Below are 25,757 nucleotides of genomic sequence, written 5' to 3'. Positions count from 1 at the left end.
GTGCATGGCTAACGCCCGGTGACGATGCAGAGCGCGCAGCGCGATGAGGAGGAACCGGGCAATCGGTAGATACAAACTAAGGAGGTTTGCATGGAGATCAACGGCAAGAAGGTGGTCGTCATCGGCGGCGCCTCGGGCATGGGCCGCGCCAGCGCCGAACTACTGGCCGCCCGCGGGGCGAGTGTCGCGGTGCTGGATCGCGAAGGTTCGGACGGCAAGGACGTCGCCGCCGGCATCGGTGGCTCCTTCTATCCGGTGGACGTCACCGATTTCGCCGGTACCGAGGAGACCCTGCAGTCCGCGGTCGACAGTCTCGGCGGCCTGCACGTCACGGTGACGACGGCCGGCGGTGGCATCGCCAAGCGGACGATGTCGAAGTCCGGTCCGCACGATCTCGAGTCCTTCCAGTCGGTGATCGACCTCAATCTCATCGCCACGTTCAACATCAGCCGGCTGGCGGCAGACCACATGAGCCGCAACGAGCCGGAGGACGAGGAGCGCGGCGTCATCATCAACACCGCGTCGATCGCGGCATTCGAGGGCCAGATCGGTCAGGTCGCCTACACCGCGGCCAAAGCGGGCATCGCCGGCATGTGCCTGACCATGGCACGCGATCTCGGATCGCTGGGCATCCGCGTATTAGCCATCGCGCCAAGCTTGTTCGCCACCGGGTTGACCAAGGGCATTCCGGACGAGTACGCCACCGCGCTGACCAAGGACGCGGCGTTCCCCAAGCGGCTGGGCCGCCCGGAGGAGTACGCCAAACTCGTGGCGGCCATCGTGGACAACCCGATGCTGAACGGCCAGTGCCTACGGCTGGACGCCGGACAGCGTTTCGCGCCTAAGTGATGCGATGGTCGTCGTTTGGGCCAACCACCCGGTTGGGAGGCAACCGCATTTAAGTACACTCTTTCCGACCGGCCTATTGCTTCCAAGAGGAAGGCCCTCGAATGGGTATCGCACTGACTGATGACCATCGCGAACTCGCCGAGGTCGCCCGCGGCTTCCTGACGTCGCAGAAGGCGCGTTCGGCGGCGAGGTCCCTGCTCGACGCGCCCGAGGAGGCCCGACCTCCGTTCTGGCAGGGCATCGTCGAACTGGGCTGGCTCGGCTTGCACATCGACGAGGAATACGGCGGCTCGGGCTACGGGCTGCCCGAGCTCGTGGTCGTCATCGACGAACTCGGCCGTGCGGTGGCGCCGGGCCCGTTCGTGCCGACCGTCATCGCGTCGGCGGTGATCGCCAAAGACGGCACCGCCGAGCAAAAGTCGCGGCTGCTCCCGGGGCTGATCGACGGAACCGTCACTGCTGGCATCGGTCTGGAAGGCCACGTAGGACTCAACGATGGCGTGGCCGACGGCGAGGCCGGACTGGTGTTAGGTGCGGGCCTGGGCGACCTGCTGTTGATCGCAGCGGGTGACGACGTGCTGGTGGTGGAACGCGAGCGTGCCGGAGTCTCGGTCGAGGTCCCTGAGAATTTGGATCCGACTCGGCGCTCCGGCCGGGTCCGACTCCAGAAGGTGAGTGTCTCCGCCGACGACATCCTGCCGGGAGCGCGGGAATCGGCGCAGGCCCGCGCCCGAACGCTGCTGGCCGCCGAAGCAGTCGGTGGGGCGGCCGACTGCGTCGAAGCCGCCGTCGACTATGCCAAGGTGCGCCAGCAGTTTGGCCGCACCATCGCCACGTTCCAGGCGGTTAAGCATCACTGCGCGAACATGTTGGTCGGCGTCGAGTCGGCGATCGCAGCGGTATGGGACGCCTCCCGCGCGGCATCCGAGGATGAGGACCAGTTTCGGCTGGCGGCCGCTTCGGCGGCAGCGCTGGCCTTTCCGGCGTACGCGCGCAATGCGGAACTGAACATCCAGGTGCATGGCGGTATCGGTTTCACCTGGGAGCACGATGCGCATTTGCATCTGCGCCGAGCGTTGGTGACCACGGCACTGTTCGGCGGTGACGCGCCGGCCCGCGACGTGTTCGAGCGCACGGCCGCCGGTGCCGCTCGGGAGAACAGCCTGGACCTGCCGCCAGAGGCCGAGGAGTTGCGCACCAGAATTCGTGCCGACGCCGCCGAGATCGCCGCACTGGACAAGCACGCGCAGCGCGACAAGCTGATCGAAACGGGCTATGTGATGCCGCACTGGCCCAAGCCTTGGGGTCGCGCCGCGGACGCGGTCGAACAGTTGGTCATCGAAGAGGAATTCCGTGCGGCGGGCATCAAGCGTCCCGACTATGGCATCACCAGCTGGGTGATCCTGACCTTGATCCAGCACGGAACGCCTTGGCAGATAGAACGATTCGTCGAGAAGGCGCTCCGTAAAGACGAGATCTGGTGCCAGCTGTTCTCCGAGCCCGACGCCGGTTCGGACGCGGCGTCCATCAAGACCCGGGCCACCCGGGTGGATGGCGGCTGGAAGATCAACGGGCAGAAGGTATGGACCAGTGGGGCGCACTACTGCGCCCGCGGCCTGGCCACCGTACGCACCGACCCGGAGGCGCCCAAGCACGCCGGCATCACCACGGTGATCATCGACATGAAGGCCCCGGAGGTCGAGGTTCGGCCGCTGCGGCAGATCACCGGCGGCTCGGACTTCAACGAGGTCTTCTTCAACGACCTGTTCGTGCCCGACGAGGACGTCGTCGGGGAGCCCAACACCGGTTGGACGGTCGCGAGGGCGACGCTGGGAAACGAGCGGGTCAGCATCGGCGGCAGCGGGTCTTTCTACGAGGGGCTTGCGACGCAGTTAGTTCAGCTGGTCGGGGAACATCCGGATCGCTTGGCGGGCGGGCAAATTCGGGTAGGGACGTACCTCGCCGAGGAGAATGCCCTGCGACTGCTGAATTTGCGCCGCATCGCGCGCAGCGTCGAAGGAGCGGGCCCGGGTCCGGAAGGCAACATCACCAAGCTGAAGTTGGCCGAGCACATGGTCGAGGGCGCCGCGATCATGGCCGCGCTGGTCGGGCCCGAGGTCGCGGTGCTCGACGGGCCCGGCGCGCTGTCGGGTCGGTTGATCATGGGCGCCCGGGGCATGGCGATCGCCGGCGGCACCTCCGAGGTGACCCGCAATCAGATCGCCGAGCGGATTCTGGGCATGCCGCGCGACCCGCTGATCAACTAGCGCCGATCTCAGGCCGGGCGGGGGACCGCGGCCGCGAGCGACTGGCCGAGCCAACCGGGCACTGCCCGGCGAACATCCGCGGCTCCGTGGATGGTGACGTTGCCGTTGCGCATCGCGCGGGACCATGACAGGTCGCCGCGCCAGATCTGGGTCAGGGTCAGCAGGCTGGTGTCGACGGTGGCGGCCACCTCGTAGCCGGGGTCGAAATCGCATACGTCGGCCATTCCCTCCGACACCATCAGCCACCACTGAGCGGCCTTGCGGGCCACTCCGGCCAAGCGAAACGCCACCACGGTACGCGCCCGTGGCCACGCATCAACGGAAATCGTACGGCGGATATCCCACATCAACAGGTGCGGATCCAGGTCGTCGTCGCCTAGTTCACCTATCCAGCGAATTCCCCACTCGCCGAGCGCATCCACGACTCCAGCGAGTTCCTGACCGCACGGCGTCAGCGAATATGAGGTGCGACCGTCGATCTCGGTGCGTTCGACAACACCTGCGCGGGAGAGCGACTTGAGCCGTTTGGATAACAGCGCTGGTGACATCTTCGGCAGCCCACGCCGCAGGTCGTTGAAATGCACACTGCCCCGCAGCAATTCACTCACAACGAGCAGCGTCCACCGTTCATCGAGTAACTCCATCGCCTTGGCGATCGGGCAGAACTGGCCATACGTCGACATTTTCCGAAACCCTTCAGTCCAGTACGTCCAGTAGACCGTCTGGCAGCGGAATTAACTAGTACAGATTGTGAACCACGGTGGGTTCAGATCTGACACTGGAAACGGTTCAGCGGCAAGCACGACGATTGTGGTCGATTCTCGAGGAAGGGCGAGTGAAATGACTACCAGAATTGACGCAGGCACGGTGACCGCCGATCACGGACTTGAAAGCAAGCAGCGCGCGCTGTGGGCGCTCGGCGACTACACCACGGTGGCGACCGAACTGGTGTCAGCGCTGGGTCCGGTACTGGTAGAGGCAAGCGGGATCGGTGCGGGTGATCGGGTGCTCGACGTCGCCGCCGGGGCAGGCAACGCGGCGATCCCCGCCGCGCTCGCCGGCGCAAATGTGATTGCCAGCGACCTGGTCCCGGAACTGCTGGAGCGCGGGGGCGCACTCGCCGAGGCCCGGGGCGTCGACCTGCAATGGCTTGAGGCCAATGCCGAAGCGCTGCCGTTCGACGGCGATGAGTTCGACGCGGTGCTCTCCTGCGTCGGAGTGATGTTCGCCCGGCATCATCAGCGCGCGGCCGACGAATTGGTCCGGGTCTGCCGGCCCGGCGGCACGATCGGGCTGATCAGCTGGACGCCAGAAGGCTTCATCGGCCAGATGTTCGCGACGATGAAGCCCTACGTGGTGGCGCCGCCGCCGGGTCTGCAGCCGCCGCCGAAGTGGGGCAGCGCACGTTACGTGCGCGGGCTGCTGGGCGATGGCATCACCGACTTCACCGCGCAACGCCGTGCATTGAGAGTGGACCGGTTTGCCGACGGGGTGTCGTTCCGCGACTTTTTCAAAGCCCATTACGGGCCGACGATCTCGGCGTACCGGGGGATCGCGGGCGAGCCGGACCGGGCCGCAGCGCTGGACGCCGAGCTGGCTGAACTGGGCGATCGATACTTGGCTGGTTCGTCGACGATGGAGTGGGAGTACCTGCTGGTCACCGCACGCAAGCGCTGATCGACCAACCCGCATAACCGTTTCGGTCAGGCTGGTGCGAAGCGGGGTGCGCCGCCGGGGCCAGGCTCCGGCAGTGCTTCAACGCGCATCCCGCACGTCACTGAATCGGGTTCGCAGTCAACGATATTCGCTGCCACTCGTAGTCCGCTCTGCTCGACGAGTTCGACGATGGCGATCACGTAGGGCGTCGGAAGCTCTGGGTTGAAGGCGTGGTAGTTGATCGTGTAGGTGAACACGGTGCCCTGACCCGACACCGGCCGGGCGACCAGCGGACCGCCGCAGTCGCGGCATTCGGCGGCGGCGGGATGCACCCAGCGTGCGCAATTGTCGCAGTGCGCGATGAGCAGCTGGGACGTCGCCTCGGTCGACACGAGCAATACAGTACACTCTATTGACTTGGGTTGTTGTGCAGCGGGTTGGTCTAACGGACGGCGTAGATGAGCTACTTCGAAAAAGACGCGATCATTTCCGGTATCGGTATCTCCCGAATCGGCCGTCGCACCGGCATTCCCGGGCTGGACCTCACCATGGAAGCGGTTCGGGCCGCGATCGACGACGCCGGGCTGGTTGCGGCAGACCTCGACGGCATCGCCACCCTGGGTGACACCCCCGCCTCCGAAGTCCTCGCCGCGCTGCAGGTCGAGGCGCCCGACTGCGGGTCGGGGTTCGGTACGGGCGGTTTACTGAACCCGGTGATTTCGGCATGCCGTGCGGTGTCCGAGGGCCACGCGCGGCACGTGATCATCTACCGGACCATCCAGATGCTGGGCGGCACCGTCCCGGTGAAGCAGGAAGAGACGAATGCGCCCGCCCCGCCGCTTGCGCGGATGTTCGAGACGGCGGAAGGCGAGGAGCCGCCCGTGGTCGGCCCGATGGACGATGTCAACGATCTGGTTGCCGCGCATGCATATTCCGCGGCGAACTGGCTGTCGCTGAACTGTCGCCGGCACATGGAGCTGTACGGAACCACCAAGGAACAATTGGGCTGGCTCGCGATCAACAGCAGGCGCAACGCGGCACTGAATCCCCTTGCGGTGTACCGGGATCCGATGACCATGGCGGACTATCTGGGCGCACGGCCGGTGTCGGCTCCATTTGGGCTGTTGGATTGCGATGTCCCAATCGACGGGTCGATCGCGGTGGTGGTGTCGGGCGCCGACTATGCCAAAGACTGTCCACACCGGGCGGTGAAGGTGGAGGCGGTCGGCGGCGCGGACGGCGCCGGCGGCTGGTTTCACCGCGCGGACTACCCCAAGATGGCGTCGGCGGACGCGGCGGCGCAGATGTGGTCGCGGACCGACCTGACGCCCGCCGATCTGAATCTCGCCGAACTCTACGACGGGTTCACTTTTCTTACCTTCGCCTGGCTGGAGGCCCTCGGCATCTGCGGTGACGGCGAGGCCGGTCCATTCGTCGAGGGGGCCCTGCGTATCGCGCTGGACGGCGCGCTGCCGCTGAACACCTACGGCGGTCAGCTCTCGGCGGGCCGCATGCACGGCTACTGGCTGCTGCACGAGGCCTGCCTGCAGTTGCGCGGCGAGGCGGGGGAGCGGCAGGTGACTCGCCGGCCGGAGGTTGCGGTGGCTGCGGTGGGCGGTGGTCCGATCGCCGGATGCATGTTGCTGACATGTTGAGTAACGCTGTGCGAGTGTGCAATTGAGTCCTGAAGCTCACCAGCATGTCGGAGCCGGTACTGACGCCGAGCACCGGTCGGATAAGCGAGCTTCACAGATTGCGCGTCGCATCGAGGCCGACATCATTCGTCGCGGCTGGCCGATCGGCCATTCGTTGGGTTCCGAGCAGGCGCTGCAACAGCGTTATCGGGTGAGCAGATCGGTGCTACGGGAAGCCGTCCGGCTCGTCGAGCACCACCAAGTCGCGCGAATGCGGCGGGGGCCCAACGGCGGTCTGCTTGTCTGCGAACCCGACGCCGCTCCGGCAACTCACGCCAGCATCATCTATTTGGAGTACCTGGGCACCACGATCAGTGATCTGCTCGACGCGCGGCTATTGCTGGAGCCTTTGGCGGCATCGCTTGCCGCAGAGCAGATCGATGAGGCGGGCATCGACCGCCTGCGTTCCGTGCTGCGCGCCGAGGAGCCGCGTGACGAGTTCCATGCGGCACTGGCTGAGCAGTCTAAAAACCCTGTGCTGCAACTCTTTATCGACATCCTGATGCGGTTGACCGTCCGGTATGCACAAGATTCGCGGCTGGATTCCGCCCGCGATGCGCTTGAGGCAATCGACCGCAGGCATCAGGAACACGCCGATATCGTCGCCGCGGTCACCGCGGGCGACTCGGCGCGGGCCAAGACACTGAGCGAGCGGCACGCGGAATCGATGACGGCGTGGCTGCAAGACCACCAGCGTCCCGGCCGAGCGCGTAGTCGGCGCAGATTGGACCGTGAGGCGCCGAATGGCAAGCTCGCCGAGGTGCTGGCGACCGCCATTCGCGACGACATCGCCACCAGTGGCCGTCAGATCGGCGAGGTCTTCGGGACCGAAGTCGCGCTGCTGGAACGCTATCGGGTGAGCCGTTCGGTGCTGCGAGAAGCGGTGCGGCTGCTCGAATACCACGCCGTCGCGAAGATGCGACGCGGACCGGGTGGCGGACTGGTGGTGGCAGAACCGCAGGCGCAGGCCAGCATTGACACCATCGCGCTGTATCTGCAATACCGCAAGCCGCGTGGGGAAGACCTCCGGTTGGTGCGGGACTCCATCGAGATCGACAATGTCGCAAAGGTGGTCAAACGCCGCGACGCGCCGGAGGTGCGTGCCTTCCTGGACACCCATCGGCTGATCGTCGAGGAGGCAGGTAGCGATCTGCGTAAGGCCAGCATGGCGGAGTTCCTGTTCCATACCGGGTTGGCACAGCTGGCCGGTAATGCCGTGCTGGACTTGTTCTTACGGATCCTCGTCGAGGTGTTTCGTCGGCACTGGACCAGCACCGAGCAGCCGATCCCGACCCACAGCGATCTCGTCGACGTGCAGCGCGCTCATCTGCGAATTATCGAGGCAATCACGGATGCCGACGACAGTCTCGCGCGTTACCGGATGCGTCGCCACTTGGACGCGGCCGCATCCTGGTGGTTGTGACCCGGCGTCAGCGTCCGAGTCGGCGCCGCCAGTCTCTGGCCGACGTCATCCCGAGCATGGCAGCCACGAGCTTGCCCTTCTTGCGGCTGTAGGGATACCAGAGCGGCCCTTTTTTCATCGCAACCCGGTCGGCCACAATGCTTTTGGTGCGGCAGTATTTACGGATCCCCCCGCCCCGCCGTTGCGGGAACCGAGTCCCGAGTCGTTCCATCCTTCCATCGGTACCGGGAAACCGTTGGCGATGACATTGTTGATGTTCACCGTTCCGGTGTTCATCTTGCGCGCCAACGCCATCCCCTTGTTCTTGTCTTGCGTCCAGACGCTGCCAGACAGCCCTAATTCGGAGTCATTCGCCTTGTCGATCGCCTCGGCAATATCGCGAACCTTCATGATCGGCAAGGTCGGCCCGAACGTCTCCTCCCGCATGCACTTCATGCCGTGGTCGACGTCGACCAGCACCGTCGGCTGGTAAAACAGACCCACAGTGGCGGGGTCACTCGCCTTGCCGCCGACCAGCACCCTCGCGCCCCTGCTGACGGCGTCGTCGACGTGGCTAGACACAATGGCGAGTTGCTGCGCGGTGGTCATCGACCCGACCTCGCAGGAATAGTCGTGTTCGGCGTCCATGCCTTGGCGCAGTTGCGAGGTTTTGGCCACCACCTTGCTGACGAACTCGTCGTACACCGGTTCCTCGACGTAGCACCGCTCGACAGATATGCAGGCTTGGCCGGTGAGGGTGAACGCGCCCCACACCGCGCCGTCGGCGGCCCGGTCGATGTCCGCGTCGGCGCAGACGATCATGGCGTCTTTGCCGCCGAGCTCCAGGCTGCACGGGATCAGTCGCTGCGCGGCCGCGACGGCGATGCGGCGCCCGGTATTGACCGAACCGGTGAACATCACACAGTCCACCAGGTCGACCAAGGCGGCCCCGGTTTGGCCGAACCCGCACACCGCGTCGAGCACGTCGGGAGCACCTATCTGCTTCCACCCATCGACCGCCATCCGCTACGCCAGCGGGGTGACCTCCGAAGGCTTGGACAGCACGGCGCAACCGGCCATCAACGCTGCAGGAATGTCGCACAGCGGCACCAAAAGCGGGACGTTCCACGGCGTGATCACGCCGACGAGTGGATAAGGCTCGTAGGCAATGATCAGCTTCTTCGCCGCGTTGGCCGCGCCTTAGGGGCGAACAGTCTCGTCGGCGAGGAAATCGGCGGCCTTGTCGATCCAGTAATTAACGAACTGCATACCGGCGATTTCTATATTGGCGTCACCCCAAGACTTGCCCGTTTCGAGTTGCAGCAACGTCAAGAGCTCCTCGGCGTGATCGAGCAGCCAGTCGCGCCACTTGCCCAGCCACCGCGCGCGGCCATCGACGCCCATTTGTTGCCACCTCGGCTGCGCAGCCCGCAGCCGGGCCGCCACCGTCTCGACCTCAACCGATGTCGCCACCGGGACCCGGCCGACCACCTTTCCGGTGGCCGGGCAGGTGACCACCACTTCATGGGGCACATCCGCTTTCGCCGGGCTCGCCGGATTCGCTGCGTCTGTAGTCATTGCCATCACCTCAGCCGAATGAGAATGAGCGTGACGTTTGCCAGCTGCCAAAAACGCTACGTTGTTCCGGCGAGCTGGATGGAAATTCCGCAAATCTAGATCAGTTGATGTCTTTCGACTGGCCACGGCCCATCAACTCCAGACCGGCCATCGCTTCCTCGGCGCCCGCTTTGTCGGTCTTCTCCACCACGAAGCCCATGTGGATGATCACCCAGTCCCCAGGCGCGAACGTTTCCTCCGGCAGCATGCCGACGTTGACCTTGCGGTGCTCACCGACGACTTCGACCAACGCGACTTGGTCGTTGTAGCCCTCGAGCATCCGCACGACTTGGCCGGGAATCCCCAGACACATGTTTCAAACCTCTCCTACCCGAGCTTCGTCTTCGGCGCGCAACATCGTTACTGCCCGTTCGACCGCCCGCACCGCTCCCGGGACGGCGGCTTCGACGAGCTCGCTCAAGCCCATTCCCTCGCTGACGTCGGCGACCTCACACCCCACCACGATGGTGCGTGGGGGAGTCCCACCCAGTGCGCGAAGACTCGCGAACACCGTCGCGGGATCCATGCCGTGCGCGTCCAGACCCGCCGGGGCATCCGGTGATTCATGGTCGGCCTCGAACACCTGCACCGTTCCCGGCGACCCACGGTCGGGGATCGCGTCGACCAGCACCAGCGCGTCCCAGTCTTCGAGCAGGTCGTAGGCCAGGTGCATAAGGCCGATGCCGTAATCGGTGGCGCGCAATCCGTTAGCGCCGTCGACCCGGTCGATGACATGGCGCAGCACCTCGGAGCCGAAGCCGTCGTCGCCGAGGAAGATGTTGCCGATGCCGGCTACCAGGATGCGGGAGGCCATACCGGCGGTCGAATCCGCTACATGTGCCGCATCTTCAGGTAGCGCCGCGCATCTGGCAGGTTCACCAGGCCCAGCACTACTCCCGTGAACACGATCAGTCCAATGATGCCGATGAACACCCACCCTACGATCTCCATGTCGAATTCCTTTCCGTGGTAGTGGTTTCGAGCGGTTCGACTTCGTCGGGTGCGAAGTACAGGTAGCGGCCGTACCATTCGTGCAGGTCGGCGGCCGGATCGTCGTCGACGACCACTCCGACGTGCTGGTTGCCGTCGACGTCTTCGTGCACCGAGGTGACGCGGGCGGTCTTGCCGGCGAAGAACAGGTCTTGCGCGTCGGCGCGGCGGCCTGGATGCAGGCGCACCCGACTGCCCCGCGACACCCGCACACCGTTCACCAGCACGGCGTCGATGTCCGGTCGAACAGCGTTGTCGGCCAGCGGGTCCCACCATTCCACGCCGTCGGGTATCTCCGGGATCAGGCCCGGCTCTGCGGTCGGTGCACCCAGGTGGGGATCCCGCAAGACGCCATGCAGGCGCTGCATCGCCTCGGGAGACATCGCGTCGCAGCGGTCGATGATCTCTGCGGCCAGCGGATCGGTGGCCCGCGCCTGGGCCTTCTCATCGTCGGTCATGGTCATGACACGCAGCGTCAGGATCTCGTCGATCTCGGTGGAATCGTAGAGCGCACCCTCGCTTTGTTCTGCGATCTCGGGGTGGTCGTAGAGAATGATCGGCGACACCAGCAGCAGGTCGGCTTCATCGGGCGGGCCGGCCAGCACCGGGAAGCAGCGGTGCTGGCGGCAGGCGGCGACCGCTGCCGCCACACGATCCGGTGGATCCAGCAGCGAAATGAACTCACCATCAACGACTTCCGCGATGACATGGGTGCCGATCAGGGATTTGGCGATGGCCCAGTCTTTCCCGGCCTCCCCGACCATTGACGCAGTGTTGCGGACGGCGACGGTGACGCGACGCAGGCCGTCCACCTGTTCGACGCCGACGGTCAGCTCCCCGCAGATGCTTTCCCTGGTTCGCACCAGCCTGCCGCCGTCGACCTCTTCGATATCGCTGCCCGACGGCGCCGTCAACGGTAGCGTCAACGGCCCGGCGAAGTCGGCGAAGTCGAAGGGGCCGAACGGCAATTCGACTTCGACGGCCTCGTCCCAACTGAGCCATGACCCGGACGGCATGGTCAGTTCGTCGACCGGCTGGTAGTGCCCGCTGCCGGTGTCACGCTCGGCGGCGCGGTGCTGCAATTGCAGGAACCGCACGACCAGCTTGATGCCATCCGCGTCATCGACGAGGAACTGCGCCGACAGGCTGTCATCCTCGCCGATGCCCGCGTCAGCCGCACCGGGTGGGCCTAAAACCCCGAATTGCCAGCGGGTTTGGTTCTTGCGCGAGGATGCGCGGTATGGGTACAGCAGGTAGCCCTCGTAGAGTACGGCGTCGGCGATGGTGCGGGCCCGGTCCCAATTCGCGCTCAACGGACCTCCTCGCGAGCCTGAGCCAGCAATTCGGTGACCGCGTCGTCAAGGCCCAAGAGTCCGCGCGCGGATTTATAGGCGTTCAGCGCTGTCACCGTGTCGTGGCCGAGGCGCACCCATCCGCTACTGGGGTAGTGCTGCTGGATCAGGCTCCGCCACACCGACACCGGCATGTCGTAGCGGTCCTCGCAGTCCCACGGTACTTGCTGCACCGAAAACCCTTGCTGGCCTGCCATGAAAATTGTTCCGCTGAAGAAGAACTGCAGCGGCACCAGGCCGTCACGCAGCGCATGCAGATACTTGGCCGCCGTCACCTCGAAGTCATACGTGCACTCCAGCGGGAGGGGGACCTCGGTGGTGCCGGTGAATCCGGGGACCATCGCCGCGCAGTGTTGCCACAGGAACGTGTGCTGGGTGGTTGCCCAACGTTCCCGCGGTCCGAATAAGTCGGTCAGCCCGGTGGCCTCGTCGTCGGAATAACCGCGCCGCAACGGGTCGATACGGACCTGACATCGCAGTGCGATCGCGTGCACCGGCTCGTCGTCGGGCACCGAGACGGCGACCCGTGCCGTCAGTATCGGCGTGACCGCATACGGTTCGGGCACCACGTCGACAACGGTGAATGAGCTGCCCGGGGCAGTCATCGTTGCTCCACACTGCGTTCGGCGATCGTGCTGAAGAACTCGTCGACGAACTCGCGCGCCTCTTGCCCACCGTCGAAGCCGCGCCACCGCGTCCGCAGTCCGCCGACGAACTCATAGCAGGCATCGATCGGGACCAGGTAGCACTCGGGCGCTGCGTCGGTTTCTGCATCGTCGCGCACGCGGACCAGCAGGGCCTCCACGTCATCATCGAGCAGATCGACCCTCGGTTCGGCGGCGCTGATTGCGCTCCAGGCGTCGAGGTCGAGCTCGGATTCGGTTGCACCGGCCGGTCCGGGGTAAAACCCGACAGTGCGATCCAGCGCCGAATTGCGGAAGAAGAACGCCAAGCCGACCGGGATCTGCAGCGCTTCCCAGGCGCGGCGATCAAGCGCGAAATCGGGAAACGATAGATACCGGTCCGGGACCGCGCGGTAGCGCAGGTTTGCGTGGCTGTCGGTGAACAGCAGATAGCAACCACGACAGACACACATCAGTTGTCGCCCAGCCACATTCACCACGTGCTGATGCGCGTCGGCGATCGGCTCCGAGCACATCTCGCAGCGCTCTCCGGCCGGCGCCGGCGCGCGCCGGTTTGAGGTGATGCGGGCCAGAACGTCAAAAGGGGTGGTCATGCCGGCGCGCCCATCGGCTCGGCCGGCACCGCGAGGGACAGCACCCCGTCGCGCCGCAGCAGCGGGATGGGATCGAGGTGACGCTGGGCGCCGTTGTCAAGCCCATCGAGGCCGGCGCCCGCGTGCACCACGTCGAAATGCGCGTGGCAGCGGGGACATCGCAGCACCGGGTCGCCACCTGTGGCTCGTCGGTGCAGCGCCGCACCCGCCAGGGATCCATCGCACGCCGGGCAGTGATCACGGTAGGCGTACAACTGGTCGCCGACCCGGCAGGCCAGCACCACGACGCCCGCGACCGAGAACCCGCCGACTTCGCCGGGAGCCAGATCGGCAAGATCGGGCACCTGATGCCAGGCCGAGCCGTTGGACAGCGCTTTGGAATGGACCTGGGCGAGCAGCGATTCCGCCGGGATCACCGTTGCGCCCTGGGCGGCCCCGGCCTCGGGCGTCACCACCTCGATCGACGAAACCTCCGGCGCGGCAGCCCGAATCGCGTCCTCGACCGCTAACTCCAGCGTCACCGCCGACGACGGGCAGCTCTTACAGCTGCCGGCGAACTCAAGCCACACGGTGTCACCGACGATGTCGCGTAGCTGCACATCGCCGCCGTGCGAGCCCAGATACGGCCGGACCCGGTCGAGTGCGTCGGACACCCGTCGACGCACGTCATGCGGGTGCAGGCCGTGGACGAGCAGCAAGCTGGCTACCAGGTCGTCGGCGACCAGGCGGTCCAGAATTCCTGAATCCGCCTGATCGCCGACCGCCGCGATCACTCGCGACAGGCCCGCGCCGTAGAGCTCCACTACCTCGCGGACCAGCTGCTCGGCGCGCTCCCGCGCGGCCACCCCACCGGCCGCCGTCGCGTCCAGCAGCGTCTGGATCCGATCGCCCGCCGAGCGCCACTGCGCGTCCCCCTGCAACTCCTCTGGGCGATCAGCCATGCATCACTCCCCGGTCGCCGTTTGGGTCGGCGAGTGCAGCCGCTCCAATGTCTTGCCCTTGCCGAGGTACATGTGCACGCCACAGGGCAGGCACGGGTCGAAGCTGCGGACCGTGCGCATGATGTCGATGCCCTTGAAGTGCTCCCGGTCGTTCTCCTCGAAGATCGGCTGGCCTTGCACCGCGTCCTCGTAGGGCCCCGGCGTGCCGTAGCTGTCGCGCGGGTTGGCGTTCCACGGGGTGGGCGGATACGGGTGATAGTTGGCGATCTTGCCGTCGCGAATCACCATGTGGTGGCTCAACACTCCACGCACCGCCTCGGTGAAGCCGCAGCCGATACCTTCCTTGGGCACGTCGAACTTCTCCCATGTCTTGGTACGCCCAGCGCGGATCTCCGCTAATGCCTTCTCTGCGAAGTGCAGTGCGCAGGCTGCCGCATAGGCCTGGAAGTAGGTGCGCGCGCGGTCGCGCTCGATGGTGTTGGACCCGTGCTGCGGGATCTTCCACTCGAACTCAACCGGCCCCTTGAGGACGGTCTTGGGCAGGTTGATCTGCACCGAATGACCGGTCGCCTTGACGTAGCCGATGTCGACTAGCCCGGCCAGCGCCGTCGACCACAGCCGGGCGAGCGGGCCACCGCCGGTATCCAGCGCCAGGTGATCCTTGCCGTCGAACCAGCGCGGTGACATCACCCAGCTGTAGTTGCCGCCGTCCATGTCCCGCTTCTGCGGATGCGGGTTGGTGTGCTGGTTCCAGGGGTGACGCCGGTCCACCGGGTTGCCCAACGGATCGGTTTTGACAAACATCTCCTGTTCGGTCCAGTCGTCGTAATACGAACTGCCCAAGAGGATCCGGATCCCGAGGTTGATGTCCACGAGCGAATGGGTGACCAGCTTGCCGTCGACCACCACGCCCGGTGTGACGAACATGGCGTTGCCCCAACGCTCCATGTCCTTGTACTCGAAGTTGCACACGTCGGGGTCCTGGAACGAGCCCCAGCAGCCCAATAGGGTGCGGCGCAGCCCGACCTTCTCGTAACCGGGCATCGCCTCGTAGAAGAAGTCGAAGAGATCGTCGTGCATGGGCACGACCTTCTTCATGAATTCGACATACCGCATCAGCCGGGTCATATAGTCGGTCATCAGCTGGATGGTCGCGACGGTGCCGACTCCGCCGGGGTACAGCGTGGACGGGTGCACATGGCGACCCTCCATGAGGCAGAACATCTCTCGTGTCCAGCGACTGACTTGAAGTGCTTCGCGGTAGAACTCGCCGCTGAACGGGTTGAGCGACCGCATGATGTCGGCGATGGTCTTGTACCCATGTGCGTCGGCATGCGGAGCTGCGGTGTTCTCCGCTTTGGCCAGCACACCCGGATTGGTCTCCGAAACCATCTTTTCGCAGAAGTCCACGCCGACCAGGTTCTCCTGGAAGATGTTGTGGTCGAACATGTATTCCGCGGCCTCGCCGAGGTTGACGATCCACTCGCCCAGGTGCGGCGGCTTGACCCCGTAGGCCATGTTCTGGGTGTAGCAGGAACACGTGCAGTGGTTGTCACCGCAGATACCGCAGATGCGGCTGGTGATGAAATGGGCGTCGCGGGGATCCTTGCCCTTCATGAAAATCGAGTAGCCGCGGAAGATGGACGACGTGCTGTGACACTCGACCACTTCGCGGTTCTCGAAGTCGATCTTGGTGTAGATGCCGAGGCTGCCCACGATCCGGGTGATCGGATCCCATGCCATTTCGACGAGTTGGCCGGGCTCGCGCTTTGCGTGGGACGGCTCGGGGATGATCGTTGTCATCGAACTTTGCTCCCTATCTTCAGCTCAGATGCCGCGCCGCGCCTACCAGGTGCGGCGTGCGCCCGTCGTGAGTTTGTCGCCCTTGTGTCGCCACTTGGGCTCTTTGTCCACGGTGCGCGCGGTGACACCGCGCAGGTTGCGGATCAGCGAGCCATACAGTCCCGAAGCGGTGGTGGAAACCTTGCCGCCCGGTGGCTCGTCCATGAACGGCATGAACTTGTCCGGGAACCCGGGCATCGTGCACCCGATGCAGATGCCGCCGACGTTCGGGCAGCCGCCGATGCCGTTCAACCAGCCGCGTTTCGGCACGTTGCATTTGACCACTGGGCCCCAGCAGCCAAGTTTGACAATGCATTTCGGTGATCCGTATTCGGTGGCGAAGTCGCCCTGCTCGTAATAGCCGGCCCGGTCGCAGCCTTCGTGCACGGTGTTGCCGAACAACCACTTCGGCCGCAGCGCGTCATCGAGCGGGATCATCGGCGCCTGCCCGGTAGCCATGTAGAGCAGGTAGGTCAGCGTCTCGGACAGGTTGTCCGGGTGGATCGGGCAGCCCGGCACGCAGACGATCGGAATTCCGGCCTTGCTCTTCCACTGCCAGCCCAGATAGTCCGGAACCCCCATCGCGCCGGTCGGGTTGCCGGCCATCGCGTGGATGCCGCCGTAAGTGGCGCAGGTCCCCACCGCGACAATCGCCGTCGCCTTCGGCGCAAGCCGGTCGAGCCACTCACTGGTGGTCATCGGCTGCCCGGTGGCGGGGTTGTTGCCGAACCCGCACCAATACCCCTCGCTCTTGATCGCCTCGTTGGGAATCGAACCTTCGACGACAAGCACGAACGGTTCGAGCTCCCCGCGGTCGGCCTTAAAGAACCACTCGAGGAAATCGTCGGCCCCACCGGTGGGGCCGCATTCAAAGTCGATCAAGGGCCAGTGCACGGCGACCTTGGGCAGTCCGGGGAGTGCGCCCAGCGCGATCTCCTCGACACTGGGCTGGGTGGCGGCAGTCAAAGCCACCGAATCGCCATCACAACTGAGACCCGCATTGATCCATAGAACATGGATCAATGTTTCTTCCGCTTTGACTGCTGCTTCTGTTGGCATACCGCAGCTTTCCGGGGCCTGGGCTAAAGGCCCCTCGCACCGCGGGAGTCGACGGTCGGCACGCTTACGCGACGCTATTTCCTGGGTCTACTCTCGCGGAACTGCCTTGTCAACGATGCGCTGGCAAATCCGGAGGCCTCGTACGGGTTTCCGGATTTTCGCCGTGATTTCGCCTGCCGCGGCGTATTGTCAGCCCTCAATCGCCGTCTTGGGCCATCAGTGATGCGTGCAGGTCAGCAACACAATTACCGTCTTGCGAATCAGTTGCATGTATTGCGCTTCAAGCGATTTCCGCCCTCGCGTCTAGCCGGGCGCACGACCGGCACCGGGGTGCAGTCAGGTCGTCGGGTCGGCGATGAACCGTCGCAGCCAGCCGAACCAGGCGGACATCCCGGCGCCGGTGCGGGCGCTGACCGGCAAAATCGTCGCGGTCGGATTGACCTCGCGGACGCGGGCAATATATGAGTCGACGTCGACGTCCAAATACGGGACCAGATCGATTTTGTTGAGCAGCACGACGTCCACGGCGCGGAACATCACCGGGTACTTCAGCGGTTTGTCGTCACCCTCGGTGACCGAATAGACCATGGCCTTGGCGTGCTCGCCGACGTCAAACTCGGCCGGGCACACCAGATTTCCGACGTTTTCAACGATCACTAGGTCAAGTTGGCCAAGATCCAGTCCCTGCAGCGCGCGGTTGACCATGGGTGCGTCGAGATGACATTCGCCGCCGAACCCGTTGCCGGTGTTGAGTAGGGATATCTGAGCACCCCGGCCACCGAGCTTGGCCGCATCGAGGTCGGTGGCGATGTCGCCTTCGATCACCCCGACGGCGAACTCACCGGCGAGTTCGTCGAGCGTTGCGCCCAGCACCGTCGTCTTGCCGGAGCCGGGTGAACTCATCAAGTTCAGCGCGCGAATGCCATTGCTCTCAAAGGCTTTTCGGTTATAGTCCGCGCGAACGTCATTTTCGGCGAAGATCGACTCCAGCACGTCGATGCGTTGCGAGCCGGTCTCGTAGCCGCTGTGGTCCCCGTGGTCGTGATGTTCATGGCCGTGCTCGTCGTGGTCGTGGGTGTGCACCGTGCCGTCGTCGTGCCGATGAAACCTGCCCATGTGCTCTACCTTTCACCGGCCCATTACGAAACGTCCAGCGAGGTCACCAGGAATTCGTTGCCGCGCAGGACCTCGACGTCGGCGCTCTCGCACAGCGGGCACAGCAGTGACCACTGCGAAGTGATCGTCGACCGTTCGCCACACGAGCGGCACCGCACTTCGGCGGTGACGAACTCGAGCTCCAGCTCCGCGTCGGGCATGTCTTCGTGGTCGCGGACCAGCGTCCAGCAGAACGTGAGCGATTCGGGTACCACCTGTCGCAGCGCGCCGATCTTGACGCGGACCACGTCGACATGGCGACCGTCGGCGTACGGTCTGACCACCCCGGCGATCGCTTCGCACAGCGAAAGCTCATGCATGACAGGTCACCGCCGCGGCGCAGCCCATGAGCCCGTTTTACACCTCGGCGCTCGTCACCGAAGCCTTAATGAACTTGCACCAGCCGCCTATCAGCGTCTACCCTCGGCGATCGTGCGGCATCTTCTCGTAGTAGCCAGTACCCGCAGCGGGGTCTGATCCAGACCGACCCCCCGCTGTGGGTCGGAAGCTACTACCTGTCGGTCACCACTGCAGACCAGAGAAGACCGGCACATGACAATCACCGAACTGAGTTTCCCGAGTGGCGCCGACACGACGCCCGCTCCACCCGAACCGCCATCGGTCCGCTTCGACGGCGTTCCGCTACCGCGGGGAATCCGGGAGGACGCCCACACCATGTCGTGGAACACTTTCACCGACACCTACGCTCCCAGCGCGGGGCCACTGCGCCTGGGCAACTGGGAATGCACTGACACCGACCGTCCCGCCACCCGGTTGGGCCCGCAGGCCCGGTCGTTCCGGGCCACGTTGGGGTTCGGCGATCGCATCGAGACCGCGACGGCCACCGCGACCGGCCCGGTTGCCGCGCTGACCGCAATGCTCCACGACCACGGCATCGCCGTGGAGATGCTGCGGTTTCATCAGCTGCGGTCGGACGAGACGATCGCGACCTTCATCCAGGGCAGCGACGGCTGCCGGGCCGAATGGGCGATGGGCTGGTCGGAGGACCCGACGCAGTCGGCGCTGTGCGCCGTCATTGCCTGCGCCAACCGGCTGTACGGCGACAGCGGCTCCGGCTAAAGCGGGCGCAACACGATCGGCATGCCGTCCATCGGGATGGGCATGCCGCCGTAGTCCCATTTCGCCTGGTAACCCGGGCGGGGCAATTCCAGCCGGTAGCGCCGCAGCAGCCGGTGCAGGATCGTCTTGATCTCCAGCTGGCCGAACGTCATCCCGATGCACTTGTGCGGGCCGCCGCCGAACGGCGTGAACGCGTAACGGTGGCGCTTGTGCTCGCTGCGCGGCTCGGTGAACCGGTCAGGGTCGAATTTCAGCGGATCCGTCCAGATCTCCGGCAGCCGATGGTTCATCCCTGGATACGCGACGACGTTCGTGCCCGCAGGCAGGTAATAGCCCAGCAACTCGGTGTCGCGCACAGTCCGGCGCATCGCCCACTGCACCGGTGTCACTAGCCGGATCGCTTCGTTCATCACCAAATCAAGCGACTCCAGCTTTTCCAGTGACTCGATGTCCAGCGGACCGTCACCGAGCCGATCGGATTCGTCGCGGCAGCGTTCCTGCCACTCGGGGTTGGCGGCCAGGTGGTATGCCATGGTCGTCGAGGTCGATGTCGAGGTGTCGTGCGCGGCCATCATGAGGAAGATCATGTGGTTGACGATGTCCTCGTCGGAGAAGCTGTTGCCGTCCTCGTCCTCGGTGTGGCACAGGACGGTTAGTAGGTCGCTGCCCTCCTTGCCGCGGCGCTCCTTGACGCGCTCACGGAAGTAGTTCTCTAGTAGCTCACGCGCCTGCAGACCGCGCCACCAGGTAAACGGCGGCACGCTGGTGCGGATGATCGCGTTCCCGGCGCGGGTGGTGATTGTGAAGGCCTTGTTCACCTTGGTCACCAGCTCACGGTCGGTGCCGGGTTCGTGACCCATGAACACCATCGACGCGATGTCGAGGGTGAGCTCCTTCATTGCCGGGTAGAGCAGAAAACGTGAGTCGTTGACCACCCAGTCGTTAGCCACTACCTGCGAGACCACCTGGTCCATCTGCTCGACATAACCGACCAGTCGGGAGCGGGTGAACGCTTCCTGCATGATCCGCCGATGGAACATGTGCTCCTCGAAATCGAGCAACATCAGGCCGCGGTGGAAGAACGGCCCGATCACCGGCACCCAGCCCTGCTGGGAGTAGTCCTTGTTGCGGTTGGAGTAGACGACCTGGGCCGCGTCGGGGCCCAGCGCCGCGACGGCCGGCAGCACCGGTGAGTCACCGAATATGACCGGACCTTTGTTTTGGTAGAGGAATAGCAAGTAGTCCGGTCCGCCCCGCATCATCTCGATGAGGTGGCCGAGGACCGGCAGGCCACGATCGCCCATGATCGGCTTGAGTCCGCTGCCCGGCGGCGGATCCGCGAGCTTCCTCGGCGACCAGGTGGTGTTCAGCAGCCTGTGTTCGACGGCAGCCATGCCGGGAAAGTTGTTGAATGACGGGGTCAGCCGGCGCTTCGCCTGATCGCGCAGGTAATTCGGGGTGCTGATGGTCGCCATTGACGCTTCCTCCTCGATGCCTGGGGTGAGGGCGAACCGGCCTTGACCGGCACCGTGGCAGGCATCACTACGCGATATCTTTCGGTGAAACTTGACGGCTGTCAAGTTTCCTTTTGGGCGTGGCGTGCGGCAAGGTCGAAGGGTGCGCATCGAGCCGGAGGCCCGCGGGATGGCTGATCCCGGCGCGGTCGTGCCCGTTCCCAGGCGACGGGGTGATCGGCAGCGGCAGGCCATTGTGCAGGCCGTGCGCGAACTGCTCGAGGAAAAGCCGTTCGCCCAGTTGTCGGTGAGCACGATCAGTGACCGCGCGGGGGTGGCCCGTTCCGGCTTCTACTTCTATTTCGACTCGAAATACGCGGTGCTGGCCCAGATCCTCGCCGACGCGACCCACGAACTCGAAGAGCTGACGGAGTACTTCGCGCCACGCGGGCCCGACGAATCACCGGCCGCGTTCGCCAAGCGGATGGTCGGAAGTGCCGCCGCGGTCTATGCACACAACGACCCGGTGATGTCGGCGTGCAACGCCGCCCGCAGCACCGACGCAGAGATCCGCGACCTGCTCGACCAGCAGGTCGAAGGCGCGGTCCAGCAGATCATCGGCATCGTCAAGGACGAGCTGCGAGCCGGCACCGCACACCCCATCAGCGACGACATCCCAACGCTGGTGCGCACGCTGTCGGTCACCACTGCGCAAATGCTGTCCGGCGACACCGCTTTCCTGGGCGACGACGGTGACGTGCAGCGCGGGGTGCGGGTGCTCGAGGCGTTGTGGCTCAACGCGCTGTGGGGCGGCGGCACGGGAGCCACCTAGTCGCAGAGGCTGACCGTTACCGCGCCCGGCGACGATGCACCCCGCGGAACGGGGTGAGGAGGAGCGGGCCATTAGACCCGTATCGTCATCTCCCATGGCGCAGAAGACGTTCGCGGGTAAGCGGTGCTTCATCACCGGTGCGGCCAGCGGCATCGGCCGTGCGACCGCGTTGCGGCTCGCCGGCCTTGGCGCCGAGCTCTACCTGACGGATCGCAACGCCGAGGGTCTGGCGCAGACCGTGGCCGATGCTCGCGCGCTGGGCGCACAGGTGCCGGCCCACCGGGCGCTGGATGTGGCCAACTATGACGACGTCGCCTCGTTCGCCGACGAGATTCATGCCAAGCACCCGAGCATGGACATCGTGATGAACATCGCCGGGGTTTCGGCGTGGGGGACCGTCGACCGGCTCACCCACGAGCAGTGGGACAAGGTGATCGCGATCAACCTCATGGGCCCGATCCACGTCATCGAGAACTTCGTGCCGCCGATGGTGGCCGCGCGCCGGGGTGGTCATCTGGTCAACGTGTCCTCGGCGGCCGGGCTGATCGGGTTGCCCTGGCATGCCGCGTACAGCGCAAGCAAGTTCGGGTTGCGCGGCCTCTCCGAGGTACTACGCTTCGACCTCGCCCGAAACCGCATCGGGGTCTCGGTGGTCGTACCGGGCGCCGTCAAAACCCCGCTGGTGAACACTGTCGAGATCGCCGGCGTGGACCGCGACGATCCTGCAGTAATTCGCTGGGTGGAGCGCTTCGCCGGTCACGCGGTGTCGCCGGAAAAAGCCGCGGAGAAGATCCTGGCCGGAGTCGTCAAAAATCGCTTCCTCATCTATACCTCGGTGGACATCCGCGCGCTGTATGCGCTCAAACGGGTCGCCTGGTGGCCCTACAGCGTGGCGATGCGCCATGTCAACACGTTGTTTGCCCGGGCGCTCCGGCCTGCGCCCATACCGCGCTGATTTATTGCGGCATCTGTAGTTCCAGCCGTACCCCGAGCAGCCGGACCGGGCGGTCCAACTCGAACAGGTCCAGCACCCGCAGCGCGGCCGCGACGATCACGTCGGCGTCAGTCGTGGGCTTGTCGAGCTTGCGGATCTTCGTGCGGGTGTAGAACGTGGCGGTGCGGACGGTAACCGCGACCCGGGTGACGATCCGCGACGCAGCCACTACCTCGCTCAGTGCCTTGCGGGACAATTCGGTTACCGCTGAATCCATTTCACCTCGATCGGTGAGATCCTGCGGGAAGGTCACGACGTGGCTGCGCGAGCGGGGTACCCAGGCCTCGGCGCTGACGGTGTCGTCGCCGCCGCCGTTGGCCAGCAGCAACAGCCACAGCCCGGTCCGCGGGCCGAACGTCGACGTCAGCAGCTCGGCATCGGTGTGTGCCAGTTGCCAGACTGTGGTGATGCCAAGAGTGTCAAGCTTTTTCGCAGTCTTCGGGCCGACACCCCAGAGCGCGTCGACGGGCCGGTCGCCCATCACCGTCATCCAGTTCGCGTCGGTGAGGGTATAGACGCCGGCCGGTTTCGCGAATCCGGTGGCGACCTTGGCGCGTTGCTTGTTGTCGCTGATGCCGACCGAGCAGGACAGCCCGGTTGCCGAGGAGATGACGGTGCGGATCTGTTCGGCGAGTTCGCTTGGGTCTTCAGTGTCGGCTCGCAAATAAGCCTCGTCCCAGCCCCATACCTCAACCGGATGCCCTAGGTCGCGCAGCAGTCCCATCACCTGGTCTGAGGCCGCATCATAAGCGGCAGGATCCGACGGCAAGAAGGTGGCGTCCGGACAGCGCCGGGCCGCGGCCCGCAGCGGCATACCTGCATGCACGCCGAATTCGCGGGCTTCGTATGACGCGCAGGTGACCACCTTGCGCGCTTCGGCCGGATCGCCGTTGCCCCCGACGATGACTGGCAGGCCGGCCAACTCGGGGTGGCGACGTAGTTCGACCGAGGCCAGGAACTGGTCGAGGTCGACGTGCAGGATCCAGCGTTTCGGCAGCGAACTCGAATCGCTCACCGGCCACACAGCTTGCGCGCCAGGCTTTCCCACCCGTCGCCTAAAGTCTGCAGCGTCTGGCCGCCATCGCTGAGCTGATGTTCGACGTAGTCGGCGTCAAGCAGGGCGAGCAGGGCATCGGTTTGGGCGTCGAGGTTGCCGGTCGTCCCGGCCGAGGCCAGCAGCATCCGAACATGCATGCGTAGCACCAGGTAGGGGGCATTGACCGGTGAACCGTAGCGAGTGAGAGGGTCGCGGTTGGCGGCGGAGAGCAGCTCGTGGTGGACATGGGCAAACCGCAGCCGGTCGCGCCCGAACGCGACCAGGCGATCCAGCGGCGGCGCATCCGGACCCAGCGGCGGCGGACCGAACAGGAACGCCTGCTGGCTGGCGCGCTCGTCCTCGTCGAGCAGCACCATCATCAAGCCGGCCCGGCTGCCGAACCGCCGGAACACCGTGCCCTTGCCGACACCGGCGGCGGCGGCGATGTCGTCCATGCTGACCGCATCGGCGCCGTGCTCGGCGATCAGCCGGCGCGCGGCGTCCAGCAGCAGCGCACGGTTGCGGGCGGCGTCGCCGCGCTCCAGCGGAGCTGACGGGGGTAGTTCGCCCAGCCAGGCCAGCGGTTCAGCGGCGCTCACACCTGCACTTTAGCGCGTTTGGAATAATCCGGACTACGGTCCGTTTTAGTCATGCAAGGATGTAGATCAACTATCGAAGGGACAAGGACATGTCGGACATCAAGGTTCTGACGCTGGTAGGAAGCCTGCGCGCCGCGTCGATCAACCGTCAGATCGCCGAGTTGGCGGCAGACGTCGCACCAGACGGCGTCACTGTGCGCATCTTCGACCACCTGGGTGGGCTGCCGTTCTACAACGAGGACATCGACAACGAGACCGACGTGCCCGCCTCGGTCACCGCGCTACGGGCCGCCGCTGCCGAGGCCGACGCCACTTTGGTGGTGACGCCGGAATACAACGGCAGCATCCCGGCTGTCATCAAGAACGCCATCGACTGGCTCTCCCGCCCGTTCGGCAACGGGGCGCTGAAGGACAAGCCGCTTGCGGTGATCGGCGGGTCCTACGGCCAGTACGGCGGCGTCTGGGCGCATGACGAGACCCGCAAGTCCTTCGGGATCGCCGGTCCGCGCGTGGTCGAGTCGATCAAGCTCTCGGTGCCGTTCGGATCGCTGGCTGGCCAAGCACCGCGGGAGCACGACGAGACGGTGGCGAACGTGCGCGACGCGGTGGGCAAGCTGGTTGCCGAAGTGGCCTGAGATCGGCACGCGGCCGGCGGGTATTGCCCGCCGGTCGCATCCTGTCGGGTCCTTTGCTGGGCGGACGAGCTCCGCGTGTTGTGTCGGTGCCGAGTGGTAGATCTAGATGTATACGGATGCGAGATAATTTTGTGATCTACGACACGCCGAAGCCACGCCGATGCGAGGGCTTACGACCAGGGAATTTCATGAATGTTTTTCAGAACATCTTGTATACCTTCTGATTGTCACCCACTAGGTGTAGTGTTTCCGACACCGACAGACCCAGATTCGTCAGGTCGGCCGGACCGCTTCAACTGGCATCGCACGCAGGCTGAACGCGGATCGGCAAGATGGGAATTCTGCGGCGCGGCGGTCTGCTGAATAGCAGTACAGATGCATACCCGAGTAGTTGCCAGTCCGTGTCTGGTTTCACCGTCGACAGAGGGGTCGTACCGCTGATGAGCGTCACCGTTTACACCAAGCCGGCATGTGTGCAGTGCAACGCCACGTACAAGGCGCTGGACAAGCAAGGCATCGCCTACGACAAGGTCGACATCAGCCTGGATTCCGAGGCGCGCGACTACGTGATGGCGCTGGGATATCTGCAGGCTCCCGTTGTGGTAGCCGGAAACGATCACTGGTCGGGCTTCCGGCCGGACCGGATCAAGGCTCTCGCCGGTGCCGCGCTGAGCGCCTAGCCGGCAGCGGCGCAGTAGGACAGGAGGGGATCAGCGTGCCGTCCTGCAGCCTGGTGTATTTCTCGAGCGTGTCGGAAAACACCCACCGCTTCGTGCAGAAGTTGGGTATTCCGGCGACGCGGATACCGCTGCACGGTCGCATCGAGGTCGACGAGCCGTACGTGCTGGTGTTGCCCACGTACGGCGGCGGCCGGGCCACACCGGACATTAACGACGGTGGCTACGTCCCCAAGCAGGTCATCGCCTTTTTGAACAACGAGCACAACCGCTCGTTGATCCGCGGCGTCATCGCCGCGGGCAACAACAACTTCGGTGCCGAATTCGCGTATGCGGGCGACGTGGTGTCCCGCAAGTGCGGCGTTCCGTACCTCTACCGCCTCGAACTG

The 25,757-nt window shown here is 65.1% G+C and carries 27 protein-coding genes and 1 pseudogene; 11 read left to right on the top strand and 17 right to left on the bottom strand.

The window, feature by feature from the left end; all coding sequences use genetic code 11:
- Positions 1-90: 90 nt before the first annotated feature.
- The gene (locus tag VKI00_RS03925; RefSeq protein ID WP_324435556.1) at positions 91-849 is read left to right on the top strand and encodes an SDR family NAD(P)-dependent oxidoreductase; all 759 of its coding nucleotides are present in this window, start codon (positions 91-93) and stop codon (positions 847-849) included.
- 101 nt (positions 850-950) lie between these two features.
- Positions 951-3,116, top strand: coding sequence for an acyl-CoA dehydrogenase (locus VKI00_RS03920; RefSeq protein WP_324435554.1), 2,166 nt, complete (start codon positions 951-953; stop codon positions 3,114-3,116).
- An 8-nt stretch (positions 3,117-3,124) separates the two neighbouring features.
- Here VKI00_RS03920 and VKI00_RS03915 read toward each other — a convergent pair whose 3' ends face one another.
- On the bottom strand, positions 3,125-3,799 hold the full coding sequence (locus tag VKI00_RS03915; RefSeq protein WP_324435553.1) for a helix-turn-helix domain-containing protein: 675 nt from the start codon (positions 3,797-3,799) through the stop codon (positions 3,125-3,127).
- A gap of 157 nt (positions 3,800-3,956) precedes the next feature.
- Between VKI00_RS03915 and VKI00_RS03910 the strand changes: the two genes are divergently transcribed.
- Complete coding sequence (locus VKI00_RS03910) at positions 3,957-4,793, top strand: class I SAM-dependent methyltransferase (RefSeq protein WP_324435552.1); 837 nt, start codon at positions 3,957-3,959, stop codon at positions 4,791-4,793.
- 26 nt (positions 4,794-4,819) lie between these two features.
- On the opposite strand, the gene VKI00_RS03905 is transcribed toward VKI00_RS03910, so the two are convergent.
- Positions 4,820-5,170: a Zn-ribbon domain-containing OB-fold protein gene (locus VKI00_RS03905; protein WP_414687109.1), complete on the bottom strand. Its 351-nt coding sequence runs from the start codon at positions 5,168-5,170 to the stop codon at positions 4,820-4,822.
- 60 nt (positions 5,171-5,230) lie between these two features.
- Between VKI00_RS03905 and VKI00_RS03900 the strand changes: the two genes are divergently transcribed.
- Together VKI00_RS03900 and VKI00_RS03895 are read left to right on the top strand one after the other, a co-directional pair.
- Positions 5,231-6,427: a thiolase family protein gene (locus VKI00_RS03900; RefSeq protein ID WP_324435549.1), complete on the top strand. Its 1,197-nt coding sequence runs from the start codon at positions 5,231-5,233 to the stop codon at positions 6,425-6,427.
- 97 nt (positions 6,428-6,524) lie between these two features.
- Positions 6,525-7,889, top strand: a complete 1,365-nt coding sequence (locus tag VKI00_RS03895) for a FadR/GntR family transcriptional regulator (protein ID WP_324435563.1) — start codon at positions 6,525-6,527, stop codon at positions 7,887-7,889.
- A 7-nt stretch (positions 7,890-7,896) separates the two neighbouring features.
- Here the strand turns inward: VKI00_RS03895 and VKI00_RS03890 are convergent.
- The 12 genes and pseudogenes from VKI00_RS03890 to VKI00_RS03840 all read right to left on the bottom strand — a co-directional run bounded on the left by VKI00_RS03890 (position 7,897) and on the right by VKI00_RS03840 (position 18,381).
- Positions 7,897-9,446: pseudogene (locus VKI00_RS03890) on the bottom strand (aldehyde dehydrogenase family protein).
- Between the two features lie 100 nt (positions 9,447-9,546).
- Positions 9,547-9,798, bottom strand: coding sequence for a HypC/HybG/HupF family hydrogenase formation chaperone (locus tag VKI00_RS03885; RefSeq protein ID WP_324435548.1), 252 nt, complete (start codon positions 9,796-9,798; stop codon positions 9,547-9,549).
- A gap of 3 nt (positions 9,799-9,801) precedes the next feature.
- The gene (locus VKI00_RS03880; protein WP_324435546.1) at positions 9,802-10,299 is read right to left on the bottom strand and encodes a hydrogenase maturation protease; all 498 of its coding nucleotides are present in this window, start codon (positions 10,297-10,299) and stop codon (positions 9,802-9,804) included.
- Between the two features lie 17 nt (positions 10,300-10,316).
- A complete protein-coding gene (locus VKI00_RS33685; protein WP_414687108.1) occupies positions 10,317-10,436 on the bottom strand; it encodes a DUF6893 family small protein in 120 nt (39 codons plus the stop codon).
- Entirely contained in the window at positions 10,424-11,788 is a 1,365-nt protein-coding gene (locus VKI00_RS03875) for a hypothetical protein (RefSeq protein ID WP_324435544.1), read from the bottom strand. The genes VKI00_RS33685 and VKI00_RS03875 overlap by 13 nt, the downstream gene beginning before the upstream one ends.
- The gene (locus tag VKI00_RS03870; RefSeq protein WP_324435542.1) at positions 11,785-12,432 is read right to left on the bottom strand and encodes a DUF6084 family protein; all 648 of its coding nucleotides are present in this window, start codon (positions 12,430-12,432) and stop codon (positions 11,785-11,787) included. The genes VKI00_RS03875 and VKI00_RS03870 overlap by 4 nt, the downstream gene beginning before the upstream one ends.
- Entirely contained in the window at positions 12,429-13,064 is a 636-nt protein-coding gene (locus VKI00_RS03865; protein ID WP_324435540.1) for a DUF5947 family protein, read from the bottom strand. Before VKI00_RS03865 ends, VKI00_RS03870 begins: the two co-directional genes overlap by 4 nt.
- Positions 13,061-14,005, bottom strand: coding sequence for a NifU family protein (locus tag VKI00_RS03860; protein WP_324435538.1), 945 nt, complete (start codon positions 14,003-14,005; stop codon positions 13,061-13,063). The genes VKI00_RS03865 and VKI00_RS03860 overlap by 4 nt, the downstream gene beginning before the upstream one ends.
- 3 nt (positions 14,006-14,008) lie before the next feature.
- Positions 14,009-15,808 (bottom strand): nickel-dependent hydrogenase large subunit, encoded by a 1,800-nt coding sequence (locus VKI00_RS03855; RefSeq protein ID WP_324435537.1) that lies wholly within the window; start codon positions 15,806-15,808, stop codon positions 14,009-14,011.
- A gap of 42 nt (positions 15,809-15,850) precedes the next feature.
- Complete coding sequence (locus VKI00_RS03850; protein ID WP_324435536.1) at positions 15,851-16,906, bottom strand: hydrogenase expression protein HypE; 1,056 nt, start codon at positions 16,904-16,906, stop codon at positions 15,851-15,853.
- Positions 16,907-17,242: 336 nt separating this feature from the next.
- On the bottom strand, positions 17,243-18,022 hold the full coding sequence (hypB, locus tag VKI00_RS03845; protein WP_324435534.1) for a hydrogenase nickel incorporation protein HypB: 780 nt from the start codon (positions 18,020-18,022) through the stop codon (positions 17,243-17,245).
- 23 nt (positions 18,023-18,045) lie between these two features.
- Positions 18,046-18,381: a hydrogenase maturation nickel metallochaperone HypA gene (locus tag VKI00_RS03840; RefSeq protein WP_324435532.1), complete on the bottom strand. Its 336-nt coding sequence runs from the start codon at positions 18,379-18,381 to the stop codon at positions 18,046-18,048.
- Positions 18,382-18,628: 247 nt separating this feature from the next.
- Between VKI00_RS03840 and VKI00_RS03835 the strand changes: the two genes are divergently transcribed.
- Positions 18,629-19,141, top strand: coding sequence for a homocitrate synthase (locus tag VKI00_RS03835; protein ID WP_414687110.1), 513 nt, complete (start codon positions 18,629-18,631; stop codon positions 19,139-19,141).
- Here VKI00_RS03835 and VKI00_RS03830 read toward each other — a convergent pair.
- On the bottom strand, positions 19,138-20,616 hold the full coding sequence (locus VKI00_RS03830) for a cytochrome P450 (protein ID WP_324435528.1): 1,479 nt from the start codon (positions 20,614-20,616) through the stop codon (positions 19,138-19,140). The two genes, VKI00_RS03835 and VKI00_RS03830, sit on opposite strands and share 4 nt — an antisense overlap.
- Before the next feature lie 169 nt (positions 20,617-20,785).
- Here VKI00_RS03830 and VKI00_RS03825 point away from each other — a divergent pair, with 169 nt between their 5' ends.
- Complete coding sequence (locus tag VKI00_RS03825; protein ID WP_324435561.1) at positions 20,786-21,427, top strand: TetR/AcrR family transcriptional regulator; 642 nt, start codon at positions 20,786-20,788, stop codon at positions 21,425-21,427.
- A gap of 94 nt (positions 21,428-21,521) precedes the next feature.
- On the top strand, positions 21,522-22,382 hold the full coding sequence (locus tag VKI00_RS03820; protein ID WP_324435526.1) for an SDR family oxidoreductase: 861 nt from the start codon (positions 21,522-21,524) through the stop codon (positions 22,380-22,382).
- Position 22,383: 1 nt separating this feature from the next.
- On the opposite strand, the gene VKI00_RS03815 is transcribed toward VKI00_RS03820, so the two are convergent.
- Together VKI00_RS03815 and VKI00_RS03810 are read right to left on the bottom strand one after the other, a co-directional pair.
- A complete protein-coding gene (locus VKI00_RS03815) occupies positions 22,384-23,418 on the bottom strand; it encodes a DNA polymerase IV (RefSeq protein ID WP_324435560.1) in 1,035 nt (344 codons plus the stop codon).
- A gap of 14 nt (positions 23,419-23,432) precedes the next feature.
- A complete protein-coding gene (locus VKI00_RS03810; RefSeq protein ID WP_414687107.1) occupies positions 23,433-24,056 on the bottom strand; it encodes a TetR/AcrR family transcriptional regulator in 624 nt (207 codons plus the stop codon).
- Positions 24,057-24,145: 89 nt separating this feature from the next.
- Here VKI00_RS03810 and VKI00_RS03805 point away from each other — a divergent pair, with 89 nt between their 5' ends.
- The 3 genes from VKI00_RS03805 to nrdI all read left to right on the top strand — a co-directional run.
- Positions 24,146-24,691: an NAD(P)H-dependent oxidoreductase gene (locus VKI00_RS03805; protein WP_324435525.1), complete on the top strand. Its 546-nt coding sequence runs from the start codon at positions 24,146-24,148 to the stop codon at positions 24,689-24,691.
- A gap of 440 nt (positions 24,692-25,131) precedes the next feature.
- Entirely contained in the window at positions 25,132-25,371 is a 240-nt protein-coding gene (locus VKI00_RS03800; RefSeq protein WP_324435524.1) for a redoxin NrdH, read from the top strand.
- A gap of 35 nt (positions 25,372-25,406) precedes the next feature.
- Positions 25,407-25,757: class Ib ribonucleoside-diphosphate reductase assembly flavoprotein NrdI (nrdI, locus tag VKI00_RS03795; RefSeq protein WP_324435522.1), on the top strand; the 351-nt coding region annotated here is incomplete at its 3' end.

The sequence above is a fragment of the Mycobacterium sp. genome (assembly GCF_035314665.1).
GTDB lineage: Bacteria > Actinomycetota > Actinomycetes > Mycobacteriales > Mycobacteriaceae > Mycobacterium.
This window is presented reverse-complemented; position numbering and strand designations above follow the sequence as displayed.